15 protein-coding genes are annotated in these 20,520 nt (G+C 47.2%); 10 read left to right on the plus strand and 5 right to left on the minus strand.

Translation table 11 applies throughout. From position 1 onward, the window contains the following. The first annotated feature begins 430 nt into the window (after positions 1-430). The 6 genes from ACU52_RS01105 to dnaA all read left to right on the plus strand — a co-directional run bounded on the left by ACU52_RS01105 (position 431) and on the right by dnaA (position 8,894). Positions 431-1,624: a nucleoside hydrolase-like domain-containing protein gene (locus ACU52_RS01105; protein ID WP_239684848.1), complete on the plus strand. Its 1,194-nt coding sequence runs from the start codon at positions 431-433 to the stop codon at positions 1,622-1,624. A gap of 254 nt (positions 1,625-1,878) precedes the next feature. Next, on the plus strand, positions 1,879-4,440 hold the full coding sequence (locus ACU52_RS01110) for an adenosylcobalamin-dependent ribonucleoside-diphosphate reductase (protein ID WP_053397423.1): 2,562 nt from the start codon (positions 1,879-1,881) through the stop codon (positions 4,438-4,440). A gap of 14 nt (positions 4,441-4,454) precedes the next feature. Further along, positions 4,455-4,835, plus strand: coding sequence for a dihydroneopterin aldolase (folB, locus tag ACU52_RS01115; protein WP_021855056.1), 381 nt, complete (start codon positions 4,455-4,457; stop codon positions 4,833-4,835). A gap of 56 nt (positions 4,836-4,891) precedes the next feature. Then, positions 4,892-6,133, plus strand: coding sequence for an N-acetylmuramoyl-L-alanine amidase family protein (locus tag ACU52_RS01120; protein ID WP_053397424.1), 1,242 nt, complete (start codon positions 4,892-4,894; stop codon positions 6,131-6,133). Positions 6,134-6,148: 15 nt separating this feature from the next. After that, positions 6,149-7,051, plus strand: a complete 903-nt coding sequence (locus tag ACU52_RS01125) for an MlaD family protein (protein ID WP_021855054.1) — start codon at positions 6,149-6,151, stop codon at positions 7,049-7,051. Between the two features lie 430 nt (positions 7,052-7,481). Then, positions 7,482-8,894 carry a chromosomal replication initiator protein DnaA gene (gene dnaA, locus ACU52_RS01130; RefSeq protein ID WP_021855053.1) on the plus strand — a complete coding sequence of 471 codons (1,413 nt, stop codon included), beginning with the start codon at positions 7,482-7,484 and terminating at the stop codon, positions 8,892-8,894. A 253-nt stretch (positions 8,895-9,147) separates the two neighbouring features. On the opposite strand, the gene ACU52_RS01135 is transcribed toward dnaA, so the two are convergent. From ACU52_RS01135 to ACU52_RS01145, 3 genes are read right to left on the minus strand one after another with little or no spacing between them, the layout of a single operon-like run. Then, positions 9,148-10,452, minus strand: a complete 1,305-nt coding sequence (locus ACU52_RS01135; protein WP_147630730.1) for a M1 family metallopeptidase — start codon at positions 10,450-10,452, stop codon at positions 9,148-9,150. A gap of 60 nt (positions 10,453-10,512) precedes the next feature. Beyond that, the gene (locus ACU52_RS01140) at positions 10,513-10,713 is read right to left on the minus strand and encodes a helix-turn-helix transcriptional regulator (protein ID WP_021855051.1); all 201 of its coding nucleotides are present in this window, start codon (positions 10,711-10,713) and stop codon (positions 10,513-10,515) included. A 13-nt stretch (positions 10,714-10,726) separates the two neighbouring features. Further along, a complete protein-coding gene (locus ACU52_RS01145) occupies positions 10,727-11,176 on the minus strand; it encodes a hypothetical protein (RefSeq protein ID WP_021855050.1) in 450 nt (149 codons plus the stop codon). Positions 11,177-11,532: 356 nt separating this feature from the next. Here ACU52_RS01145 and ACU52_RS01150 point away from each other — a divergent pair, with 356 nt between their 5' ends. The 4 genes from ACU52_RS01150 to ACU52_RS01165 all read left to right on the plus strand — a co-directional run bounded on the left by ACU52_RS01150 (position 11,533) and on the right by ACU52_RS01165 (position 19,019). Next, positions 11,533-12,273: a nitroreductase family protein gene (locus ACU52_RS01150; RefSeq protein ID WP_053397427.1), complete on the plus strand. Its 741-nt coding sequence runs from the start codon at positions 11,533-11,535 to the stop codon at positions 12,271-12,273. Between the two features lie 1,018 nt (positions 12,274-13,291). Further along, the gene (locus ACU52_RS01155; RefSeq protein WP_193391567.1) at positions 13,292-14,488 is read left to right on the plus strand and encodes an efflux RND transporter periplasmic adaptor subunit; all 1,197 of its coding nucleotides are present in this window, start codon (positions 13,292-13,294) and stop codon (positions 14,486-14,488) included. Positions 14,489-14,507: 19 nt separating this feature from the next. After that, a complete protein-coding gene (locus tag ACU52_RS01160) occupies positions 14,508-17,648 on the plus strand; it encodes an efflux RND transporter permease subunit (protein ID WP_053397428.1) in 3,141 nt (1,046 codons plus the stop codon). Positions 17,649-17,651: 3 nt separating this feature from the next. Continuing rightward, positions 17,652-19,019, plus strand: coding sequence for an efflux transporter outer membrane subunit (locus ACU52_RS01165; RefSeq protein ID WP_053397429.1), 1,368 nt, complete (start codon positions 17,652-17,654; stop codon positions 19,017-19,019). Between the two features lie 160 nt (positions 19,020-19,179). On the opposite strand, the gene ACU52_RS01170 is transcribed toward ACU52_RS01165, so the two are convergent. Both ACU52_RS01170 and pnuC read right to left on the minus strand, forming a co-directional pair. After that, complete coding sequence (locus ACU52_RS01170; RefSeq protein ID WP_053397430.1) at positions 19,180-19,830, minus strand: thiamine diphosphokinase; 651 nt, start codon at positions 19,828-19,830, stop codon at positions 19,180-19,182. Positions 19,831-19,908: 78 nt separating this feature from the next. Next, positions 19,909-20,517: a nicotinamide riboside transporter PnuC gene (pnuC, locus tag ACU52_RS01175; RefSeq protein WP_053397431.1), complete on the minus strand. Its 609-nt coding sequence runs from the start codon at positions 20,515-20,517 to the stop codon at positions 19,909-19,911. Positions 20,518-20,520: the final 3 nt, after the last annotated feature.

The raw sequence follows: 20,520 nt of genomic DNA on the forward strand, positions 1-20,520 counted from the left end.
TTTAAATGAATCCTTATTCCTTATTATATTGTTATGCAGGAAAAATAGCAAGTGGCAATCCGTTTAATATATCAGGATTCGGTCTTAATCCTAATGATTTAGGGCTAAGTTGGTTTTTCCATGGCTTTCTTCGTGTGTTTCTCATTTTTAATAAGATAGGATGCGGCACGGCGCTTCAAAATAAAAAACTGCGTTTATAATTTTGTACTGCTCTCACCTTTCACTATCTTTGAATAAGATAGGCTGCGGCTCGGTAATAAAAAATAAGCAAGCTTCTTTTTGTATTTCTCTCACCTTTCACTATCTTTGCAGATGATTATTAGCCAAGGAAATGAAGAAACATAATATAACAGTCTTACTATTACTATTGTCGATGTTTTCTCTTTTTGCGCATGCTCAAAAGCCGAGACCGGAGAGGCCGAGGATTATCGTGAGCAGCGATATTGGAGGCACTGACCCTGACGACAACCAGTCGATGATTCACCTGCTTATGTATAACGACATGTTCGACATAGAAGGACTTGTCTCGTCGCCGTCGTTCGGCAGCGGCTCGGCAGACGAAATAAGGCGCATGATCGGCATATATGAGAAAGACTATGACAGACTGAAGAAACATGCTGCCGGACTTATGCCTCCCGACTCGCTGCGCCGTATCTGCAAGCAGGGAAGGCGCGGGCTGGCGCCTTTCAAAGGCTACGATGAGCCTACGGAAGGTTCAGAATGGATAGTGAGACAGGCGCGCCGGCAGAGCGACCGCCCGCTGTGGATACTTGTGTGGGGCACGCTCGAGGATGTGGCTCAGGCCTTGCACGATGCGCCCGACATAAAGGACAAAATAAGAATATATTATATAGGCGGACCAAACAAAAAGTGGGGCGTAAACAGCTATGCCTATATAGCAGAAAATTTTCCGGATGTGTGGATGATAGAAAATAATGCCACATACCGCGGACTGATAGCCGACGGCAAAAGGGACGGAGAGGCCGACAGCCGTTATTATGAACGCGTGATGAGCGGGGCAGGACACATGGGTGCCGACTTTATAAACTATTATAAAGGTAGGGTAAAGATGGGCGACACGCCTTCGCTGTTGTATATGATGGACGGCAATCCTGATGACCCGGAAAAGGAAAGCTGCTGGGGAGGAAGTTTTAGACGCACGGCATATACGTCGCGCAGAGTGTTTGAGCGTGCAACAACGCTTAACGACACCGTACCGGTTTATTCAGTGATTGAGCTGCGCATGAAGGGACCTGAACTCGACATTGATCAGGATTCAGTGTGCTTCACCGCAACTATCGACCGCCAGGCATGGCCTGGATATTATTTGGGCAACGGGCTTTATGCCGTGAGATATTCGCCAAAGGCTCCTGCAGTGCTTAGTTACACTGTGAGTTCTGGTATAAAAGAACTTGACGGACAACATGGCACATTCGTTGTTGACAGAATGTGGCCGGGCAAGCGTTGTAAGGACGACTATACCGTTGGCGGCAACTGGTTCACTGACCGTGGCGATAAAGAGTATTTTGAAGGTCCGTGGCAAGGAGCCGGACTGATAAGACTGTTGCGCCACGAAATACTTGAAGACTGGACAGAGAGATGGAACTGGCTGAAAGACAGGTGATTACATCCTGTTCGCTGAAAAAGCTCCCTCTTGTAAGACGTGAAAATCAGCCAGTTAAACATTCTGTGGTAAAGAATATGTTTCATCAACGTGCTGAATCTCTCTATTATTCAACTAGTTGCGAAAAATAAGATTCTGAGTTGACTTTTTTGGTGAACTTTTTAGAGCTTTAAACGGGAAAAATATTCCGAAAAGTATTTCTTTTTATGAAAAAATGTTCGTAGATTTGCACCACTCAAATTACTTCTGCCATCATGGAAAATAATAAAATTTACTCTTTTGAAGAGGCCTATCAGGCTTCTTTGGCCTATTTTGGCGGTGACGAACTCGCTGCCAGAGTGTGGGTAAACAAGTATGCACTGAAAGACAGTTTTGGCAACATCTTTGAAAAGTCGCCCGCCGACATGCACTGGCGTATAGCCAACGAAGTGGCCAGAATTGAAAATAAATATAAAAATCCGATTAGTGCCGAGGAAGTGTTCGAACTGCTCGACCATTTTAAGTATATCGTTCCGGCAGGAAGCCCCATGACGGGTATAGGCAACCATCATCAGGTGGCATCTTTGTCAAACTGCTTTGTTATCGGTCTTGACGGCGATGCTGACTCTTATGGAGCCATACTGCGTGTTGACGAGGAGCAGGTGCAGCTGATGAAGCGCCGCGGAGGCGTTGGCCACGACCTGTCTCACCTGCGTCCGAAAGGTTCGCCAGTGAACAATTCGGCACTGACATCTACCGGACTTGTGCCTTTCATGGAGCGCTACAGCAATTCTACACGCGAGGTGGCACAAGACGGACGCCGCGGAGCTCTCATGCTCTCAGTGAGCATAAAGCATCCCGACAGCGAGGCTTTCATCGACGCCAAGATGACCGAAGGCAAGATAACAGGTGCTAACGTGTCGGTAAAGATTGACGACGAGTTTATGCGCTGTGCCACGGAAGACAGAGAGTATGTTCAGCAGTTCCCCATCGACAGCGCCACACCGCAGGTGACAAAAGACATCAGCGCGCGCAAGCTGTGGGAGAAGATTGTACACAACGCATGGAAGAGCGCCGAGCCCGGCGTGCTGTTCTGGGATACGATAATACGCGAGAGCATACCTGACTGCTACGCCGATTTGGGCTTCCGCACCGTATCTACCAATCCGTGCGGTGAGATTCCTCTCTGTCCTTACGACTCATGCCGTCTGCTGTCTATCAACCTTTATTCTTATGTGGTTAATCCTTTCACAGACAAGGCATATTTCAATTATGAACTGTTCCGCAAGCATGTAGCCCTGGCTCAGCGCATAATGGACGACATTGTGGACATGGAGCTTGAGAAGATAGACCAGATAATGGCTAAGATAAAGACCGACCCGCAGAGCGACGAGGTGAAGAGCACAGAGTATCACCTGTGGGAGAAGATAAAGAGAAAGAGCGGAATGGGCCGCCGTACAGGTGTGGGCATCACGGCCGAGGGCGACATGATAGCTGCCATGGGTCTGCGCTATGGTACGCAGGAGGCAACCGACTTCTCTGTTGAGGTGCACAAGACATTGGCGCTTGCTGCTTACCGTTCGTCAGTGGAAATGGCCAAGGAGCGCGGTGCTTTTGAAATTTATGATACTAAGCGCGAGGAGAACAATCCGTTCATCAACCGTATAAAGGAGGCCGACCCGCAACTATATGAGGATATGGCTAAATATGGCCGCCGCAACATAGCCTGTCTGACCATTGCGCCTACAGGCACAACCAGTCTGATGACGCAGACAACAAGCGGTATCGAGCCTGTATTCATGCCTGTTTATAAGCGTCGCCGCAAGGTTAACCCGAATGATGCCGATGTGCATGTTGACTTTGTCGACGAGGTAGGCGACTCGTTTGAAGAGTATATCGTTTATCACCGCAAGTTTATCGAATGGATGAGGATAAACGGCATTGACACTGAGAAGAAATATACTCAGGAAGAACTTGACGAACTGGTGGCCAAGTCACCTTATTATAAAGCAACAGCCAATGATGTCGACTGGCTGATGAAGGTGCGCATGCAGGGTGCAATACAGAAATGGGTAGACCACAGCATCAGCGTAACCATAAACCTGCCCAATAATGTAGACGAGGCTTTGGTAAACCGTCTTTACGTTGAGGCCTGGAAGTCAGGATGCAAGGGCTGCACCGTATATCGCGACGGTTCGCGTTCAGGCGTGATGATAGCCGTAGAAAAGAAGAAAAAGAACAACGACGACAATCAGAAGAAGCAAGCTCCGCTGTGCCGTCATCCCGAAGTTACCGAGGTAAGGCCTGCCGTGCTCGAGTGTGATGTCGTGCGTTTCCAGAATAACAAGGAGAAATGGGTTGCGTTCGTAGGCCTTCTCAACGGATATCCATACGAGATATTCACAGGTCTGCAGGACGACGAGGAAGGCATCGTTCTGCCGAAGACTGTCACAAAGGGTAAGATTATCAAGCATAAGGACGAAACCGGCAAGAGCCGCTACGACTTCCAGTTTGAGAACAAGCGCGGATATAAGACCACTGTTGAAGGTCTGAGCGAGAAGTTCAACCCTGAATACTGGAACTATGCAAAGCTTATTTCAGGCGTATTGCGCTATCGTATGCCTATAGAGCATGTAATCAAGCTCGTTGGTTCGCTGCAGCTTAAGAGCGAGAGCATCAACACATGGAAGAACGGTGTTGAGCGTGCCCTGAAGAAGTATATTGTTGACGGCACAGAGGCCAAGGGACAGAAATGTCCGGTGTGCGGTCAGGAAACTCTCGTTTATCAGGAGGGATGTCTTATCTGTAAAAACTGCGGCGCATCACGCTGTGGATAAATCATAAGCTGATTATGAAACTGGTCTCAGGTTTTATATGTCTTAACGACTTGCGCTTTTTTGCCCGTCACGGTGTGCTCCCGCAAGAGCGCGAGACGGGCGGCGAGTATGTCGTCAATCTTCGCGCAAAGTATCCGCTCGACAATTCGCTTGAGAGCGACGACGTAGCCGACACGCTTAATTATGCTGAGATTTTTGAAATCATAAATAAGGAGATGCAAAAGCCTTCCTGCCTGCTCGAACATGTGGCGGGCAGGATAGGCAGGCGCATATTCAGTCAGCTACCTCTTGTTGAGGCCATAGACATATCTGTGGCAAAGATAAATCCGCCGATGGGGGCTGATATTGGCAGCGCGTCGGTTGAATTACACTTAATAAATGATAAAACTATTTGACTTATTGCAGTTTTTCTGCAATTTATAACTACCTTTGTATCTGTAATAAAGCACTCATGATAAAAAAGATAATATTCTTTCTGTTGGTGTTAGTGTCTTTCTCCGCAGCTGTATTCGGCGCGGACAAACCTTTCACGCTTGTTATCGACGCAGGGCACGGAGGACATGACTCGGGTGCAAAGGGTTCTTTCTCTTACGAAAAAGACATTAATCTTAATGTGGCTTTGGCCTTTGGCCGATACGTTGAGCGCAACTGTCCCGACGTAAAGGTTATTTACACGCGCAAGACCGACGTGTTTGTTCCGTTGCACAAGCGTGCCGACATAGCAAACAAGAACAAGGCCGACGTATTTATCTCTATACACACAAATGCGCTGCCGGCAGGACACATAGCCCGCGGACTTGAAACGTATACGATGGGTATGAGGCGTTCGGACGAAAAGTTGAGTGCGGCAAAGCGTGAGAACTCTGTCATCATGATAGAGAAGGACTATAAGGAACGCTATGAAGGCTACGATCCTAATTCTCCCGAAAGCACAATCATGTTTGAGTTCATACACGACCGTAATATGTCGAAGAGCGTAGAGTTGGCCAAGTATGTGCAGAGCAACGTTTGTTCAACTGCCGGACGACAGAATAAGGGCGTTAAGCAGGACGTGTTCCTGGTGTTGCGAGAGACTTCCATGCCGGCGTGTCTTATTGAACTTGGCTTCATAACAACGCCCGACGAGGAGCGCTTCCTCAATGACAAAAACAACATAGACAAAATGGCAAAGGGCATATATCAGGCCTTTGTTAAATATAAGGACAAATACAATAAAGGCTTTACTGTTCCTTACAGCTCACCTAAAGATAATAGTATAAATATCCCGTCCATTGTGCCTGATGACGGCAATGATGAAAAGCCCAAAACATGCAAGCAGACAAGGCGCAGGACAGAAACGCCGCGTCCTCGTGTAGAGGAGCAGCCGAAGGAAAAGGCGGACAGTGACAGCAAGGAAAAAACACAAGAGGTTGCCGACGAACCTGTTGATAAGCCTGTGTTTAAGGTGCAGATATTGGCAAGCAGCCGTATGCTGCGTCCCGGCAGCAGCCAGTTTAAAGGGCTTGAGAATGTAGAATCTTATAAGGAGAACGACCTTGTGAAATACACCTATGGTTCGTCGACCGATTATAATGAGATTTATCGTCTGCGTAAAACGATTCTCGACAAGTTTCCCGAAGCGTTTATCATAGCATTCAAAAACGGAAAGAAAATGAACGTCAATCAAGCAATACGTGAGTTTAAGTCTAAATAGAAAGGAGATTAAATTATGAAGTTTTTAACAAAAGAAATAAAGATTGCCTTAGTAGCCGTGTGCGGACTGGTGATACTTTTTTTCGGAATGAATTTTCTTAAAGGACTGAATCTGTTTTCATCAGCCAACAAATATTATATCTCGTTCAAGAATATCAGCGGACTATCTTCTTCAAGTCCGATTTATGCCGACGGATATAAGGTGGGTGTGGTGAAAAACATAAAATATGATTACAACAAGTCGGGCGAGATAATGGTCGAGGCCGACATCGATCAGGAACTGCGCATACCTAAGGGCAGTAGTGCTGAGATCGTTAGTGATATGCTCGGCAACGTAAAAGTAAACTTGCTGTTGGCTACAAATCCGAGAGAACGCGTGATGCCAGGTGAGACAATTATGGGCGGAATTAACGATGGCGCACTGGGAAAGATGAAGGATATGGTGCCGGTGGTTATGGGTATGTTGCCAAAGCTCGACTCTATCGTTACCACTCTCAACATCTTGCTGGCTGATCCTGCCATAGCACAGTCGCTGCATAATGTGAATACCATAACTGGTAATCTTACTGTAACCACTACACGCATAAACACTCTCCTTGCCGGACTCAACCGAAGTGTTCCCGGTGTGGTTAGCCGTGCAGACAGTACACTATACAATGCCAACCTTCTTGCAAAGAAACTCAACAATATCGATGTTGAAGGCACTATGGCTAAAGTTGACGCAACACTGGCTAATGTAGAAGAACTTACAGCCAAGCTTAACAGTAATGAGGGTACGATAGGACTGCTGATGCGTGATCCGTCATTATATAACAATCTAAACAGCACTATGCGCTCGGCCGACTCTTTGCTTATTGACCTCAAGGCTCATCCCAAGCGCTATGTTCACTTCTCACTTTTTGGAAGAAAGGACAATTAATAAGGATGTAAAAGCTTGTCTATAGCCATGGCAGAGACAACGTTTGCAGGGATTTGCTGTTAAATTATCATCTTGCTTTGAGCTAATTTAAAATTTGTCTAAATAATAAAATATGTTCCGAAACGATTGACAAATCTTTCGGAACATATTAGTATATACCACTTTCTGACTTTTCCCGCCTTATATGCATCGACATTGCCTGCGCCTTTTCTGTAGTGTGCAAGTCGCTATTTTTCAGGTACTTATAAATATGCAAGTGGCAATATTACATTAATGTTTCAAAATACGCCATAAAATGCCTTATTCCCGACATTTACAATAAATCATTTAAAATGAATTAAATCGGCATATTTGTGTATTTCAATAAAAATTACGAAATTTGCAGACGCTTAAAAAGGCGTCGAAAGACATAATAATCTGATCTTAATATATGAGTAATAATCCCCGTGCGCTCTGGGATAACTGCCTTTTGCTGATAAAGGAAAATGTCTCGGAACAGCAGTTTAACACATGGTTCAAGCCTATTGTTTTCGAATCGTTCAACGAGTCGAACAGAACGCTTTTGCTTCAAGTATCGAGCCAGTTTGTCGCCGAATACATTGAAGAAAACTATGCAGGACTGCTGAACAAGGTGCTTGTACGGATTTATGGAAAAGGCATACGTCTTAACTACCGCGTGATGGTGGATAAGACTAACAATATATCACAGCAGATTCAGGCCGACCCGGTGGTGAACATCGAGCAGACAGTTACACGCAGAACACGTGTAAACCAGTCGCCTACTACGCTTGATGCGGCACAGCCCCAGCAGATAGACTCACAGCTGAATCCCCGACATACTTTTGCAAACTATATTGAAGGTGACAGCAACAAGTTGCCGAGAGCTGTCGGACTGTCTATAGCGGAACATCCTAACACCACTCAGTTTAACCCGATGTTTATTTACGGTCCGTCCGGATGCGGTAAGACACACCTTATCAATGCCATCGGTGTGCGCACCAAGGAGATTTATCCGCAGAAAAGGGTGCTGTATATCAGCGCCAGACTGTTTCAGGTGCAGTATACCAATGCCGTATTGAACAACAGAACTAACGATTTCATCAACTTCTATCAGACGATAGACATGCTTATTGTTGATGATATTCAGGAGTGGGTGTCGGCTGCAAAGACACAGGAAACATTCTTCCATATATTTAATCACTTGTTCCGTAACGGCAAGAGAATAATTCTCGCGTGCGACCGTCCTCCTGTTGATCTTCAGGGCATGAGCGACCGCCTGCTGACACGTTTCAGCTGCGGACTCATAGCAGAGCTTGAGAAACCTAACATTCAGCTTTGTGTGGACATTCTTAACAGCAAGATCAAGCGCGACGGACTGACCATCCCCGAAGACGTGGTTTATTTCATTGCGCAGACGGCTAACTACAGCGTGCGCGGACTTGAGGGTGTCATCAACTCCCTGTTGGCTTTCTCTGTGGTTTACAACTGCAAGATTGACATGCGCCTTGCGGAGAGAGTGATAAAGAGGGCTGTTAAGATAGATAATGAGCCGTTGACGATAGACGACATTCTTGATACGGTTTGCAATCATTTCAACGTTACCACCGCAGCAGTGGCCAGCCGCAGCCGTAAGCGTGATTATGTAACTGCACGTCAGGTGTCGATGTATCTTGCACAGAAGTACACCAAGATGCCGGCATCACGTATTGGCAAGCTTATTGGAGGTCGCGACCATTCTACAGTAATACACAGCTGCACACAGATAGAGCAGCGCATAAAGACAGATAAGCTGTTCAGCGATGAAATTGCAAGCATTGAAAATTCATTTAAACTTAAGAAATAATTAAAGAGGGGATATTTGTTTATCCCCTTTTTTCGTTTTGTTTCTGTGCTTCAATAAAACGAAATATTTCCTTTTGCATGTTATTAGCCGCCATTTGACTATTTCTGCTGCTATGCTGTTGCTATTGTTGGTCATTTCCCTTCTTTTCGTCTTGCCTTCTGTTTCTCATTGCATAGTCTGTCGTGTGTGCAGAAGTGATAATCAGTTCAACGTTTGTCAGGATTCCTGCTGAGTGATAACAGCTAAGTTGAACTTAATTCTCTATCCAGTTTTTAAGCTCGTTTGCGGCATTTGGCCAAGTGCTGTTGACTAAGTTGATGAAGTCAGAATATTTCAGATTCGGCTTTCCTGCATACTTTTGATAAAATGAAGATATTAGGCTTATGCAGTTTTCGTATCCAATTTCTTTTGCGAAACGGTCTAATATCAGCGGCCCTTTTCTGTAAACAACAGTATTGTTGTTATTTTCTACGAGATTGACAACCGGTTCGTCCTGTGGCGTATTTATGATTTTCTGATATTCAGCGTTATATTTTTCAATCAGCGACAGATACAAACCGTTGCCAAAATGATGTCTTAGAAACATCAGCGTCATAAACTCATTCAGCGACTCTTTAATAAAATACGCTCCGGGCTGTCCGTCTCGAATGAGCAGTGTCCATTCGCCAAGCCATCTGTGGCCTATCTCGTGCACAAGCGGATAGATGTCGGGGTATGTTGAGAATTTCTCCTGTGAGGCAGAGATAAAGCCTATGTTGTATCTGTTGCTGAAGCCTTTTCCGTTATGAAACACGAAAGCGGGATATTGTGTTATGCCCCTTTGCGGGCATAAATATTCATCGCCATATATTTTGCCGAAATATGATATGCTTGCACGGGCAAGTTCGAGCAGCTCGTCGTATCGCCTTTTGCTGCATTGCATGCCTGCAATCTGATATATGTCCATGTCGTAAGGTTCGCCGGCCGTTGTGCGGATGTATGCACTTTTCTGTAATAACGCGAGCGATAACGACTGTTGCAGCATGCCATTAATCCGGCAGCCGTACTTGCCGCTGCCGGTATGTTTAAGGGGATAAGAGCATAAGGGAAAGATAGAGTCAGGCAACTCCAGATTTAATGTGATGTCTGCATAGCAGTCTGGCAGGTAAGGATAATAATGCTCGTTGAAGCTTGTCTCCCACAACTCTGCCGTTCCGCCTCCATAGATAAAGAAAGCCGAGAGGTTTGTGTAGTTGTAGTTCATCTTTACACCAATGCTTCGGCCTTGAATCTTTTTGAACACAAGTTTCCTTGCATCAGGCTGATAGCTGTATTTCAGTGAGGATGTGTCTGTCTGAATGGTAAGGTTTTCAACAGAAAGCTTGCCGTCGCCGCCGAAATTCATTACAACACTGTCTGATTTCTGAAAATCTATAACGAACGAACAGCTGACGTGCATGTTGCCCTCGTCCTGATTTATTTTGCTTATGTTCAAGACATAATCGCCAATATGCTGTGCCCGGCACGCCAAAACAGAAAGGAAAAAGCAGACCGAAAGCAATAAAACCTTATTGTTCATATCCCTATTCTTGTTTATTTCCATTCAATATCGCTTTTCAAAACAGAATAATAAAGCTGTTCAGTCGCCGTCTTCAAGCTGAAAAATGTCGTTCACCGTTTTGCCGAAATATGCAGCAATCTTCAGTGCCAGCAATGTTGAAGGCACATATCTGCCCGATTCTATAGAGTTTATAGTCTGACGGCTGACTCCTATCGCCACGGCCAAATCCTGTTGGGTGATATCTTTTATGGCGCGTTCTACCTTTATTGTATTTTTCATTTTTGTTTTTAAGCTATTTAAGTTGATGAATTTCGTAACGGAACTTTATGATAAAGACAATCAGCAATACATAAAGAGTGGCCCAAAGACTGTAGGCATAGGCAATGTTGAAAAAGAACAAAGTTTCTACAACAAACAAGACAGACGTAAACCAAAGTGAGAAAAACACCGATTTGAGTCTTATCTGCATTATCATTTCGTCTTCGGTCTTTTCCTTGCTCATGGCGATAAACAGCAGCGAAATGAAAATGCCGAGCATCCATATCTCCATATACATATCCTCGGAAGGTAGTATTCCGAACCATGCGTTTTCACCAATGATTTCATTAACAATATATGGCATGGGTACCTTAATTTTAGGTGCAGCTCCTGCCAAGTCTATGCCAAACATTATTAAAAACAATACCATAAGACAAAGGCCTGTCTTAGCATAGCAATGAGGCAACAAAAAATACTTCTTCATAATCGTAAAATTTTAAGGTTATTCATTCAGATGCTTCAAATATATGAGTATTATTCTCATCGCAAAGATAGCCAAACTTTCCATAAAGACAAGTATACTTTACATTAAATCATGTTAATTTTACATTTTTGCTTACTCAAACCATACGCCCGACAATATTCAACGATTGAACTGAACATCATAAGATATGTTGACCTGGCTGTTTTAAAATAATATAATTGAAAAGGCAAGACAGCATAATACGGGAAATTTGATTAACTTTGCACATGGCAGACGCCGCACCTTAAGGCAAAGCCGCATCACACAGACTGCCGACAAGAGGCGCAGCAACATAAGACATTAAATATTAAGAATATATGAAGACAATAAACACAAGGCGTAGCATACGCAAATATTCAGACAAGGAAGTAAGTGAAGAACTGCTCAGCCGCCTGCTGACAGAGGCTGCACGCACGCAGACTATGGGCAACATGCAGCTCTACAGCGTGGTGATTACACGCTCTGACGAGATGAAGGCCAAGCTTGCCCCGGCTCACTTCAACCAGCCCATGGTTACTCAGGCTCCCGTGGTGCTCACGATATGTGCCGACTTCAACCGCGCAAGCACATGGTGCCGCTGCCGCAAGGCCGAGCCGGGATACGACAATTTTCTGTCGTTCATCAACGCAGCATCAGACGCACTGCTCTACACACAGACCTTCTGCAACCTTGCAGAGGAAGAAGGACTCGGCCTGTGCTATCTTGGCACAACCGTATATATGCCGCAGATGATTATCGACGTGCTCGGTCTGCCAAAGCTCGTCATGCCTGTGGCTACGATAACACTGGGCTGGCCCGACGAAAATCCGCCGCTCACCGACCGCCTGCCGCTCGCTTCGTTTGTACACAGCGAGACATACCACGACTATACTCCTGCCGACATCGACCGCTATTATGCCGAAAAAGAGGCGCTTGAGGAAAACCGCGAGTTCGTAAAGATAAACAACAAGGAAACTCTTGCGCAGATATTCACCGACATACGCTATACAAAGAAAGACAACGAGGCTATGTCGGCTGGTATGATGGAGGCTCTTAAACGTCAGGGCTTCATCGGATAAGACATTTTTTGCCGGCCTTGCAGGTCGGAGCAGAGTGAGATATGGCACGCCTGTAACGTCAGATGCCGTCTCTCTGCGTTTAGCAAAATACATTATACGGCCCATGATACGCTTGGCAATTCCATGTGTGTCATGGGCTTTTATGATAATCTAGAGAGATATTGCAGCAAAACCGCGCGGCCTTTGCAGCCGACCCAAACAGGTATAATTTAGCAGTATGAAGGTAGGGTCGGCAGCCAAAATATTAAACTCATGCTGTTGAAATATCTTGAGACTCAGGATTAGCAGTTATAACTCATTTGTTTTCGATAAAAAACTCGGCCACTTTTGCATCAAAAGTGGCCGAGTTTTGACCCGTAAACGATAGGTTAATGATTTGAAACCAATACATCTTGTTTTGCTTACAGTCAGTGCAGAAATTGTGCTTGTTTTGAACGTTTGTTAATGTTAGGTGCCTGTTTCGCTTATGATTTTTTGCCCCTTTAAAATTATTCGCCTTTTGATGCCTTTAAACCGAGCCCTGTCATTAGGCACATTGGGCTGACCATTACAAGAATATTGATGCATTCTGCCGTCATTTTGTTTTATATTGAACGGATTTTCGTTAGCTTTTTTGCTGGCATGGGAGCAATTTCAATAAAAAAACAGCGACAGCAGAAAACGGCTATCCTGCCTGACGGAAATGACCAATTTGGATAAAGACCCGCTTAACTTTTGCCAATTTAATGCTAAACAGTCAGTACGTCATGCCTTTGTTTGGCTGTATGAAACTAAAAGACTATATTTGCAGATGATAAAGACACGAAATATACAATAATGACAGGAAACCATCGAGACAATGCAAGTAAAGGAACTGCATGGCCCTGTCTTTGAATGAATGCTGAACGTTGCAAAAACAGCTCATAGCAAGATGCTGCCTGCGGGCATTAAACCATAAATGAGCGAACAATATTGAAACAAGAAATTATTAGTTACAAATAATCCTAAAGTATCAACATACTGACAATCCATGATGAAAATAAAACAATTTTTCGCCAAGAAAGAATTAAAGTTGCGCAAAAAACGCCTGATTCTGATGTCCTGTTGCATCGTAGCCGTAATAGCAGGATACGTTATCCTAACATGGCCTAAGAAAAAGGCACCTGAGATACCCGTCGTTTCTGTAGAGAAAGTCGGCGTGGAAGACGTCAAGATTTACGGCGACTATGTGGGCCGCATACGTGCACATCAGTTTGTAGAGGTGCGCGCCAGGGTGGAAGGCTTTCTTGAACGAATGGCTTTCGCAGAAGGAACATACGTGAAAAAAGACCAGATACTCTTCGTAATCGACCAGCGCCAGTATAAGGCAAAGGTAGACAAGGCGCGCGCGCAGCTGCGCAAGGACTCGGCCCTGGTGCTGAAGACCAGACGCGACCTTGAGCGCATACGCCCCTTGTTTGAGCAGAACGCTGCCAGCCGCCTTGACCTTGACAACGCCACAGCAGCGTATGAGACGGCCGTTGCAAGCATGGGCATGAGCCGTGCCGACCTTGTTCAGGCTGAGCAGGAACTGAGCTACACCTACGTGCGTTCGCCTATATCAGGATATATCAGCGAAAGACTTGTAGACCTTGGCACACTTGTCGGCACGGGCGGCAAGTCGCTGCTTGCCACCGTTGTGAAGAGCGACACCGTGCTGATAGACTTCAGCATGACCGCGCTCGACTATCTTAAGAGCAAGGAGAGAAACATTAACCTCGGACAGCGCGACTCGTCGCGCTCATGGCAGCCGTATGTAACAATAACGCTGCCCGATAACAGCACATATCCATATAAGGGACTCGTCGACTTTGCCGAACCGCAGGTAAGTCCGAAGACAGGAACATTCTCTGTACGTGCAGAGATGCCCAACCCTGACCACGTGCTGCTTCCGGGACAGTTTACGAAAGTGCACGCATTGCTCGATGTCCGCGAAAACGCAACTGTTGTACCGCAGAAGGCACTCATCATAGAGAAGGGTGGAGCCTATGTCTTCGTAATGAGGCGCGACTCTACGGCCGAACGCCGCTTTATCGAGCTTGGCCCTGAGTTCGGCAACAAGGTTGTGGTGGAGAGAGGACTCGCCCCCGGCGAAACCATAATCAGCGAGGGATACCACAAGCTTACCCCAGGAATGAAAGTACGCGTAGCCAACAGAAAGAAGACTGCGGTCCGTCCGCAAGCGAAAACCAATTAAAATAAAAGCTTCCGAATAGATGAAAGTAAACTTCTTCATAGACAGACCGGTCTTTTCGATAGTAATATCAGTCCTCATAGTCATTGTTGGACTTATCGGACTTACAATGCTGCCCATAGACCAGTATCCGCAAATAACGCCTCCGGTGGTAAAGATCAGCGCCTCCTATCCGGGAGCCAGCGCGCTCACGGTGTCGCAGGCTGTGGCAACGCCTATAGAGCAGGAGCTGAACGGAACTCCGGGCATGATTTACATGGAGTCAAACAGCTCCAATTCAGGCTCGTTCTCGGCGACAGTTACGTTTGACATTTCTGCCGACCCCGACCTGTCGGCTGTGGAAATACAGAACCGCATAAAACTGGCAGAGTCGCGTCTGCCGGCCGAGGTGGTGCAGAACGGCATCGAGATAGAAAAGCAGGCAGCAAGCCAGCTGATGACTATCTGTCTGACATCAAACGATGAAAAGTTTGACGAAATATATCTCAGCAACTTTGCCACACTCAACGTGGTCGACCTGTTGAGGCGAATACCGGGAGTGGGGCGCGTGTCTAACGTGGGCAGCCGCTACTATGCCATGCAGATATGGCTTGACCCCGCGCGACTGGCAAGCTTCGGCCTTACGGTGCAGGACGTGCAGAACGCCCTGAAAGACCAGAACCGCGAGTCGGCGGCCGGCGTATTGGGCCAGCAGCCCGTAAAGGGACTCGACTTCACGATACCCATCACGGCACAAGGACGTCTGTCTTCCGTTGGCCAGTTTGAGGAAATCGTGCTGAGGGCCAATGCCGACGGTTCGTTCATACGCCTGAGAGACGTAGCCCGCGTTTCTCTCGAGGCGCAGTCGTACAATACCGAAAGTGGAATAAACGGCGGCAATGCTGCCGTGCTCGGCATATACATGCTCCCCGGTGCAAACGCAATGGAAGTGGCAGAAAACGTGAAGAAGGCAATGGAGGAGATAAGCCACAACTTCCCTGAGGGTGTAAAATACGAGATACCGTTCGATATGACGACATACATATCGGAGTCGATCCACGAGGTATACAAGACTCTGTTTGAAGCACTTGTACTCGTTATCGTCGTCGTGTTCCTCTTCCTTCAGAGCTGGCGTGCCACACTCATCCCGCTTGTGGCCGTGCCGATCTCACTGATAGGAACGTTCGGCTTCATGTTGATTCTGGGCTTCTCGCTCAACATGCTCACCCTGCTTGGCCTTGTGCTTGCCATAGGCCTTGTGGTAGACGATGCCATTGTCGTTGTGGAGAATGTGGAGCGCATAATGGAAGAGGAGCATCTCAGTCCGTATGAAGCCACCAAGAAGGCCATGAACGGACTTACGGGAGCGCTTGTTGCCACGTCGCTTGTCCTGGCAGCCGTGTTCGTGCCGGTTAGTTTCCTGTCGGGCATAACAGGACAGCTGTACCGCCAGTTCAGCGTAACGATCGTAATCTCTGTGCTGCTTTCCACGGTAGTGGCGCTCACGCTCAGCCCTGTGATGTGCTCTCTGATACTCAAGCCCACGGACAAAAACAAGCCTAAGAACAAGGTGTTCACGGCTATCAACAGGTGGCTCGACCTTGGCAATAACAAATATTTAGCCGGAATATCAAGAATAATCAAGAATCCCCGTCGCGTTGGCATAGGGTTCTGCATGATTCTGATTGCCATATTCATATTCAACAAGCTTACGCCTACCAGCTTCCTGCCGTCGGAAGACCAGGGATACTTCACCGTGGAACTGGAAATGCCTGAAGGAACAACCCTCGAACGCACACGTGCCGTAACCGAAAGGGCGGTTAGCTTCCTGATGAAGAATCCTGCTGTGGAGTATGTGCAGAACGTAACAGGATCGAGCCCGCGCGTCGGAACAAGCCAGACAAGGGCACAGCTCACCGTTATATTGAAAGAATGGAAAGAGCGTGACGATAATACAATAGAAGACATTATGGCCGGCGTGGGCCGTGAACTGTCGGAATATCCCGAGTGTAAGTTTTATCTGTCCACTCCTCCTGTAATTCCCGGCCTTGGTACGTCGGGAGGATTCGAGATGCAGCTCGAAGCTCACGGCGATGCAACTTATGACGACCTGGTGAACGCTGCCGACACGCTGATGCACTATGCCTCAATGCGTAAGGAACTGTCAGGTCTGTCGTCATCGCTGCAGGCAGAGATTCCGCAACTTTACTTTGACGTCGACAGAGACAAGGTGAAGATGCTCGGTGTGCCTATGGCCGACGTGTTCTCAACAATGAAAGCCTACACGGGATCGGTGTATGTCAACGACTTCAACATGTTCAACCGCATTTACCGAGTCTACATACAGGCAGAAGCCCCATACAGAGAGCACCGCGACAACATAAGCCTCTACTTCGTCCGCGGCTCAAACGGCGACATGATTCCGCTGACTGCGCTGGGCAACACCGAATATACCACTGGCCCCGGCAGCATAAAGCGCTTTAACATGTTCAACACGGCAATAATACGAGGCACGGCCGCACAGGGCTACAGTTCAGGACAGGCTATGGAGATAATGGAGGAACTTGTCAAGGAGCATCTGCCCGACAATATCGGACTGGAGTGGAGCGGACTGTCATATCAGGAGAAACAGGCCGGAGGACAGACCGGAATAATACTCTCGCTGGTATTCATTTTCGTCTTCTTGTTCCTCGCCGCACTGTATGAAAGCTGGAGCATACCTATTGCGGTGCTGCTCTCGCTGCCTGTAGCTGCATTGGGAGCCTACATCGGAATTGCAGTCTGCGGACTTGAAAACGACACATACTTCCAGATCGGACTTGTGATGCTTATGGGACTTGCGGCTAAGAATGCCATACTTATTGTGGAGTTTGCCAAGGATGAAACCGACGCGGGCGTCAATGTCCTCAAAGCCACGCTGCACGCAGCTAGACTGCGCTTCCGCCCGATACTTATGACTTCGTTCGCATTCATATTGGGCATACTCCCAATGGTGCTTGCCTCAGGACCGGGATCTGCCAGCCGAAAGGCTATCGGTACGGGTGTGTTCTTCGGAATGCTGGCTGCCGTATTCATAGGAATACAGCTCATTCCATTCTTCTTCATTACAATATATAAAGCCAAAAACAGATTGCAGGCTAAGAAAGGGAACAAGGAACAAAAAGCGATAGCACAGCAACAATAAATTATGAGACACGGATTAAAATACATAATACATGCGCTGATATTAACGGCCGCAATAAGTCTGTCTGCCTGTCAGATAGGCAGAAAATACACACGTCCGAATATAGAACTGCCGGCAGCACTGTCTGATGAAGAAAACACAGACTCGACATCCATGGCCGACATCTCGTGGAAAGAGGTTTACACGGATACAATCCTGCAAAACCTCATATCCAAGTCTCTTGTCTACAACAAGGACATGCAGATGGCGGCAGCCAGGATAAAAGAGCTGGCAGAGATGAAGCGTATAAACTATGCTAATATGTTTCCTGCGTTCGGAGCTAAGATCTACGCCGAGAAGGAAAGAGAACATCACGGCAACAGCAACCAGTTTGACCTGAAGGCTGCAATGTCATGGGAACTCGACTTCTGGGGAAAACTGCGCTGGGCACATGATGAAAGCATAGCCGAACTCATGGCCTCTGTAGAAAACCGGCGCGCACTGCAGATAAGCCTCATTGCGCAGGTGGCACAGACATATTATGAACTTGTGGCGCTCGACAACGAACTGTCAATCGTACATCAGACCGTAACGGCACGCCGGGAAAGCGAACATCTTGCGCGCATACGATATGAAGGCGGACTGACGTCTGAGGTTACATACCGACAGGCTCAGGTGGAATTGTCAAGGACGGAGACACTCGTGCCCGACCTTGAACTGCAGATAACTACAAAGGAAAACGAACTGGCATTGCTGACGGGCGAATATCCGCATCGCATAGAGCGCTCGACGCTGCCTCAGGAAGTTATCTTTCCTGATAGTCTGCCTGTAGGATTACCTTCATCGCTGCTGGAACGGCGTCCTGACGTGCGCGAAGCCGAGCAGCAGCTTATTGCGGCAAACGCAAAAGTGGGCGTTGCATACACAAGCATGTTCCCGAACATAACGCTGACGGGATATCTCGGAACTGAAAGCGACGACTTGAAAGGAGTGTTAAGCTCGCCTTACCACTTCTTGAGCGCCAATCTGCTTCAGCCGATTTTTGCCATGGGCAAGAACAAGGCTCGCCACAGAGCAGCAAAAGCTGCATACGAGCGTGCTACTTATGCATACGAAAAAGCTGTTCTGACGGCTTTCAAGGATGCATATAATGCCATAGCCAACTTTAATAAGGTGAAGGAAATATACAAGACACGCTACGACCTGGAGAACTCGTCGAAGACGGCATTGTCGCTTGCTCTTGTCCAATATGTAAACGGAGCCATCGGCTATATGGACTTGCTTGATGCCCAGCGTACTTACCTCGATGCTCAGATCGGACTCAGCAATGCCTTGTTGGACAGTCAGTTGGCAAAGGTGAACCTGTATAAGGCTCTGGGCGGCGGATGGTAAGGATATGTGTTTGAACACATGGCAGGCACAGACAGGAATGTCTTGGTTGCCGACTCTATAAAAAATACAGCGGGCGGACAGTCATTATCGACTGTCCGCCCGCTGTGTTCATATCCACATAAATGAAACAGAAGTTCCGTTCTTATCCGTTAAGCCTATGTTAAATCTTTCCCTTGTAAGTGCGGAACACCAGATAGCGGCCATCTGCACAGAACTTTACGCTGTTGTCTGTGGCCTCGTTGAGAGTGCCCTGCCACCAGCTGCCGTATGCGTAAGAGTTCCATTTCAGTCCGCTGCTTTCTATCCTGCTGCAAGAAAAGTTGAATATGCTGACTTGTTGACCGGCGAAAGTCTCAAACTCAGCATCGCCTTCGGCAGCGACAAAGTAGCCGTGGTCTGTTAGCATCACCGCGTCTATGCCCATTTCGTTCCTGTAGCGTTCTATCAGACTGATGTTGCCCAATGTGTGGTCTTCTCGCTTTCCCGTTGCTCCCACGTATGCAATACTTCTGAAACCCATGCTTAGGCAGTGGCGTGTGGCTTTGGTCTGGTCGTTGTCGTCCTGTTCATCTATGATGTGAAGTATGTCGCGGTATTTCTCCTTGAACACTTCGTCCAGTGAGTCGCCGTCTCCTACTATCGCGTCGGGCACGAAGCCGCGTGAGATATAGCTGGCAGCCGCACCGTCGCAGCAGCATATATAACGTGCATTACTTATGGCCGCAAGCGGAATTTCGGCAGTGGGAAAGTCGCCGTTGCCGATAATCACGGCATCAGGGGCGAAGGATGTTGTTATCAGAAGGTTCTGCATTGCTGTTTCTTTTGAATGGGAGTTATGGGAAAATGGGATGGATGAGACAAATATGAGGTAGGGTGATGTAGCCTGAACTTATGCCGGCTGTGACTGCTGCTGCATCATCCGCTTCCACTTAAAGTAGCCCATTACGGCTATTACCACATAGAGAGCGTAGAGCGAAGCCTTGAAGGGTATGCCCTTACCGATGTAGAGATATGCGCACACGGCATCAACGGCAATCCAGAAAAGCCATTGTTCGATGTATTTTCTTGACAAAGCCCACAGGCCTACAAAGCTCAGGGCATTGGTAAAGGCGTCGGTAACGGGCACGGTGCTGTTGGTGTAGGTTACTAACACCCACCACGTTAATGCCCATGCTGCGAAGAAAAACAGCGTTACAGGCAGGATTAATGAGCGCCTGAAATGAGTGATAGGCATATCTTCGCCTTCTTTCTGACCCTTCTTGCGCCCGAATTTCCATACCGCATAGCCGTAGATTGCTGCAACGGTGTAGTAGACAGCCATGCCTGCGTCGCCATACAGTCCGTGAGTCCAGTAGAGCCACACGTCGAGAGCCGGCATGACTATGCCTACAATCCAAAGGGCTATGCTGGCCTTGTATTCGAGCCAGATGTATATAAGGCCCAACACCGTTGTTACGATGTCGAGCCAATATTGTGACATAAACTGATTGAAGTCCATCTT

Origin of the sequence: Xylanibacter rarus (genome assembly GCF_001275135.1) — a bacterium.
Lineage (GTDB): Bacteria > Bacteroidota > Bacteroidia > Bacteroidales > Bacteroidaceae > Prevotella > Prevotella rara.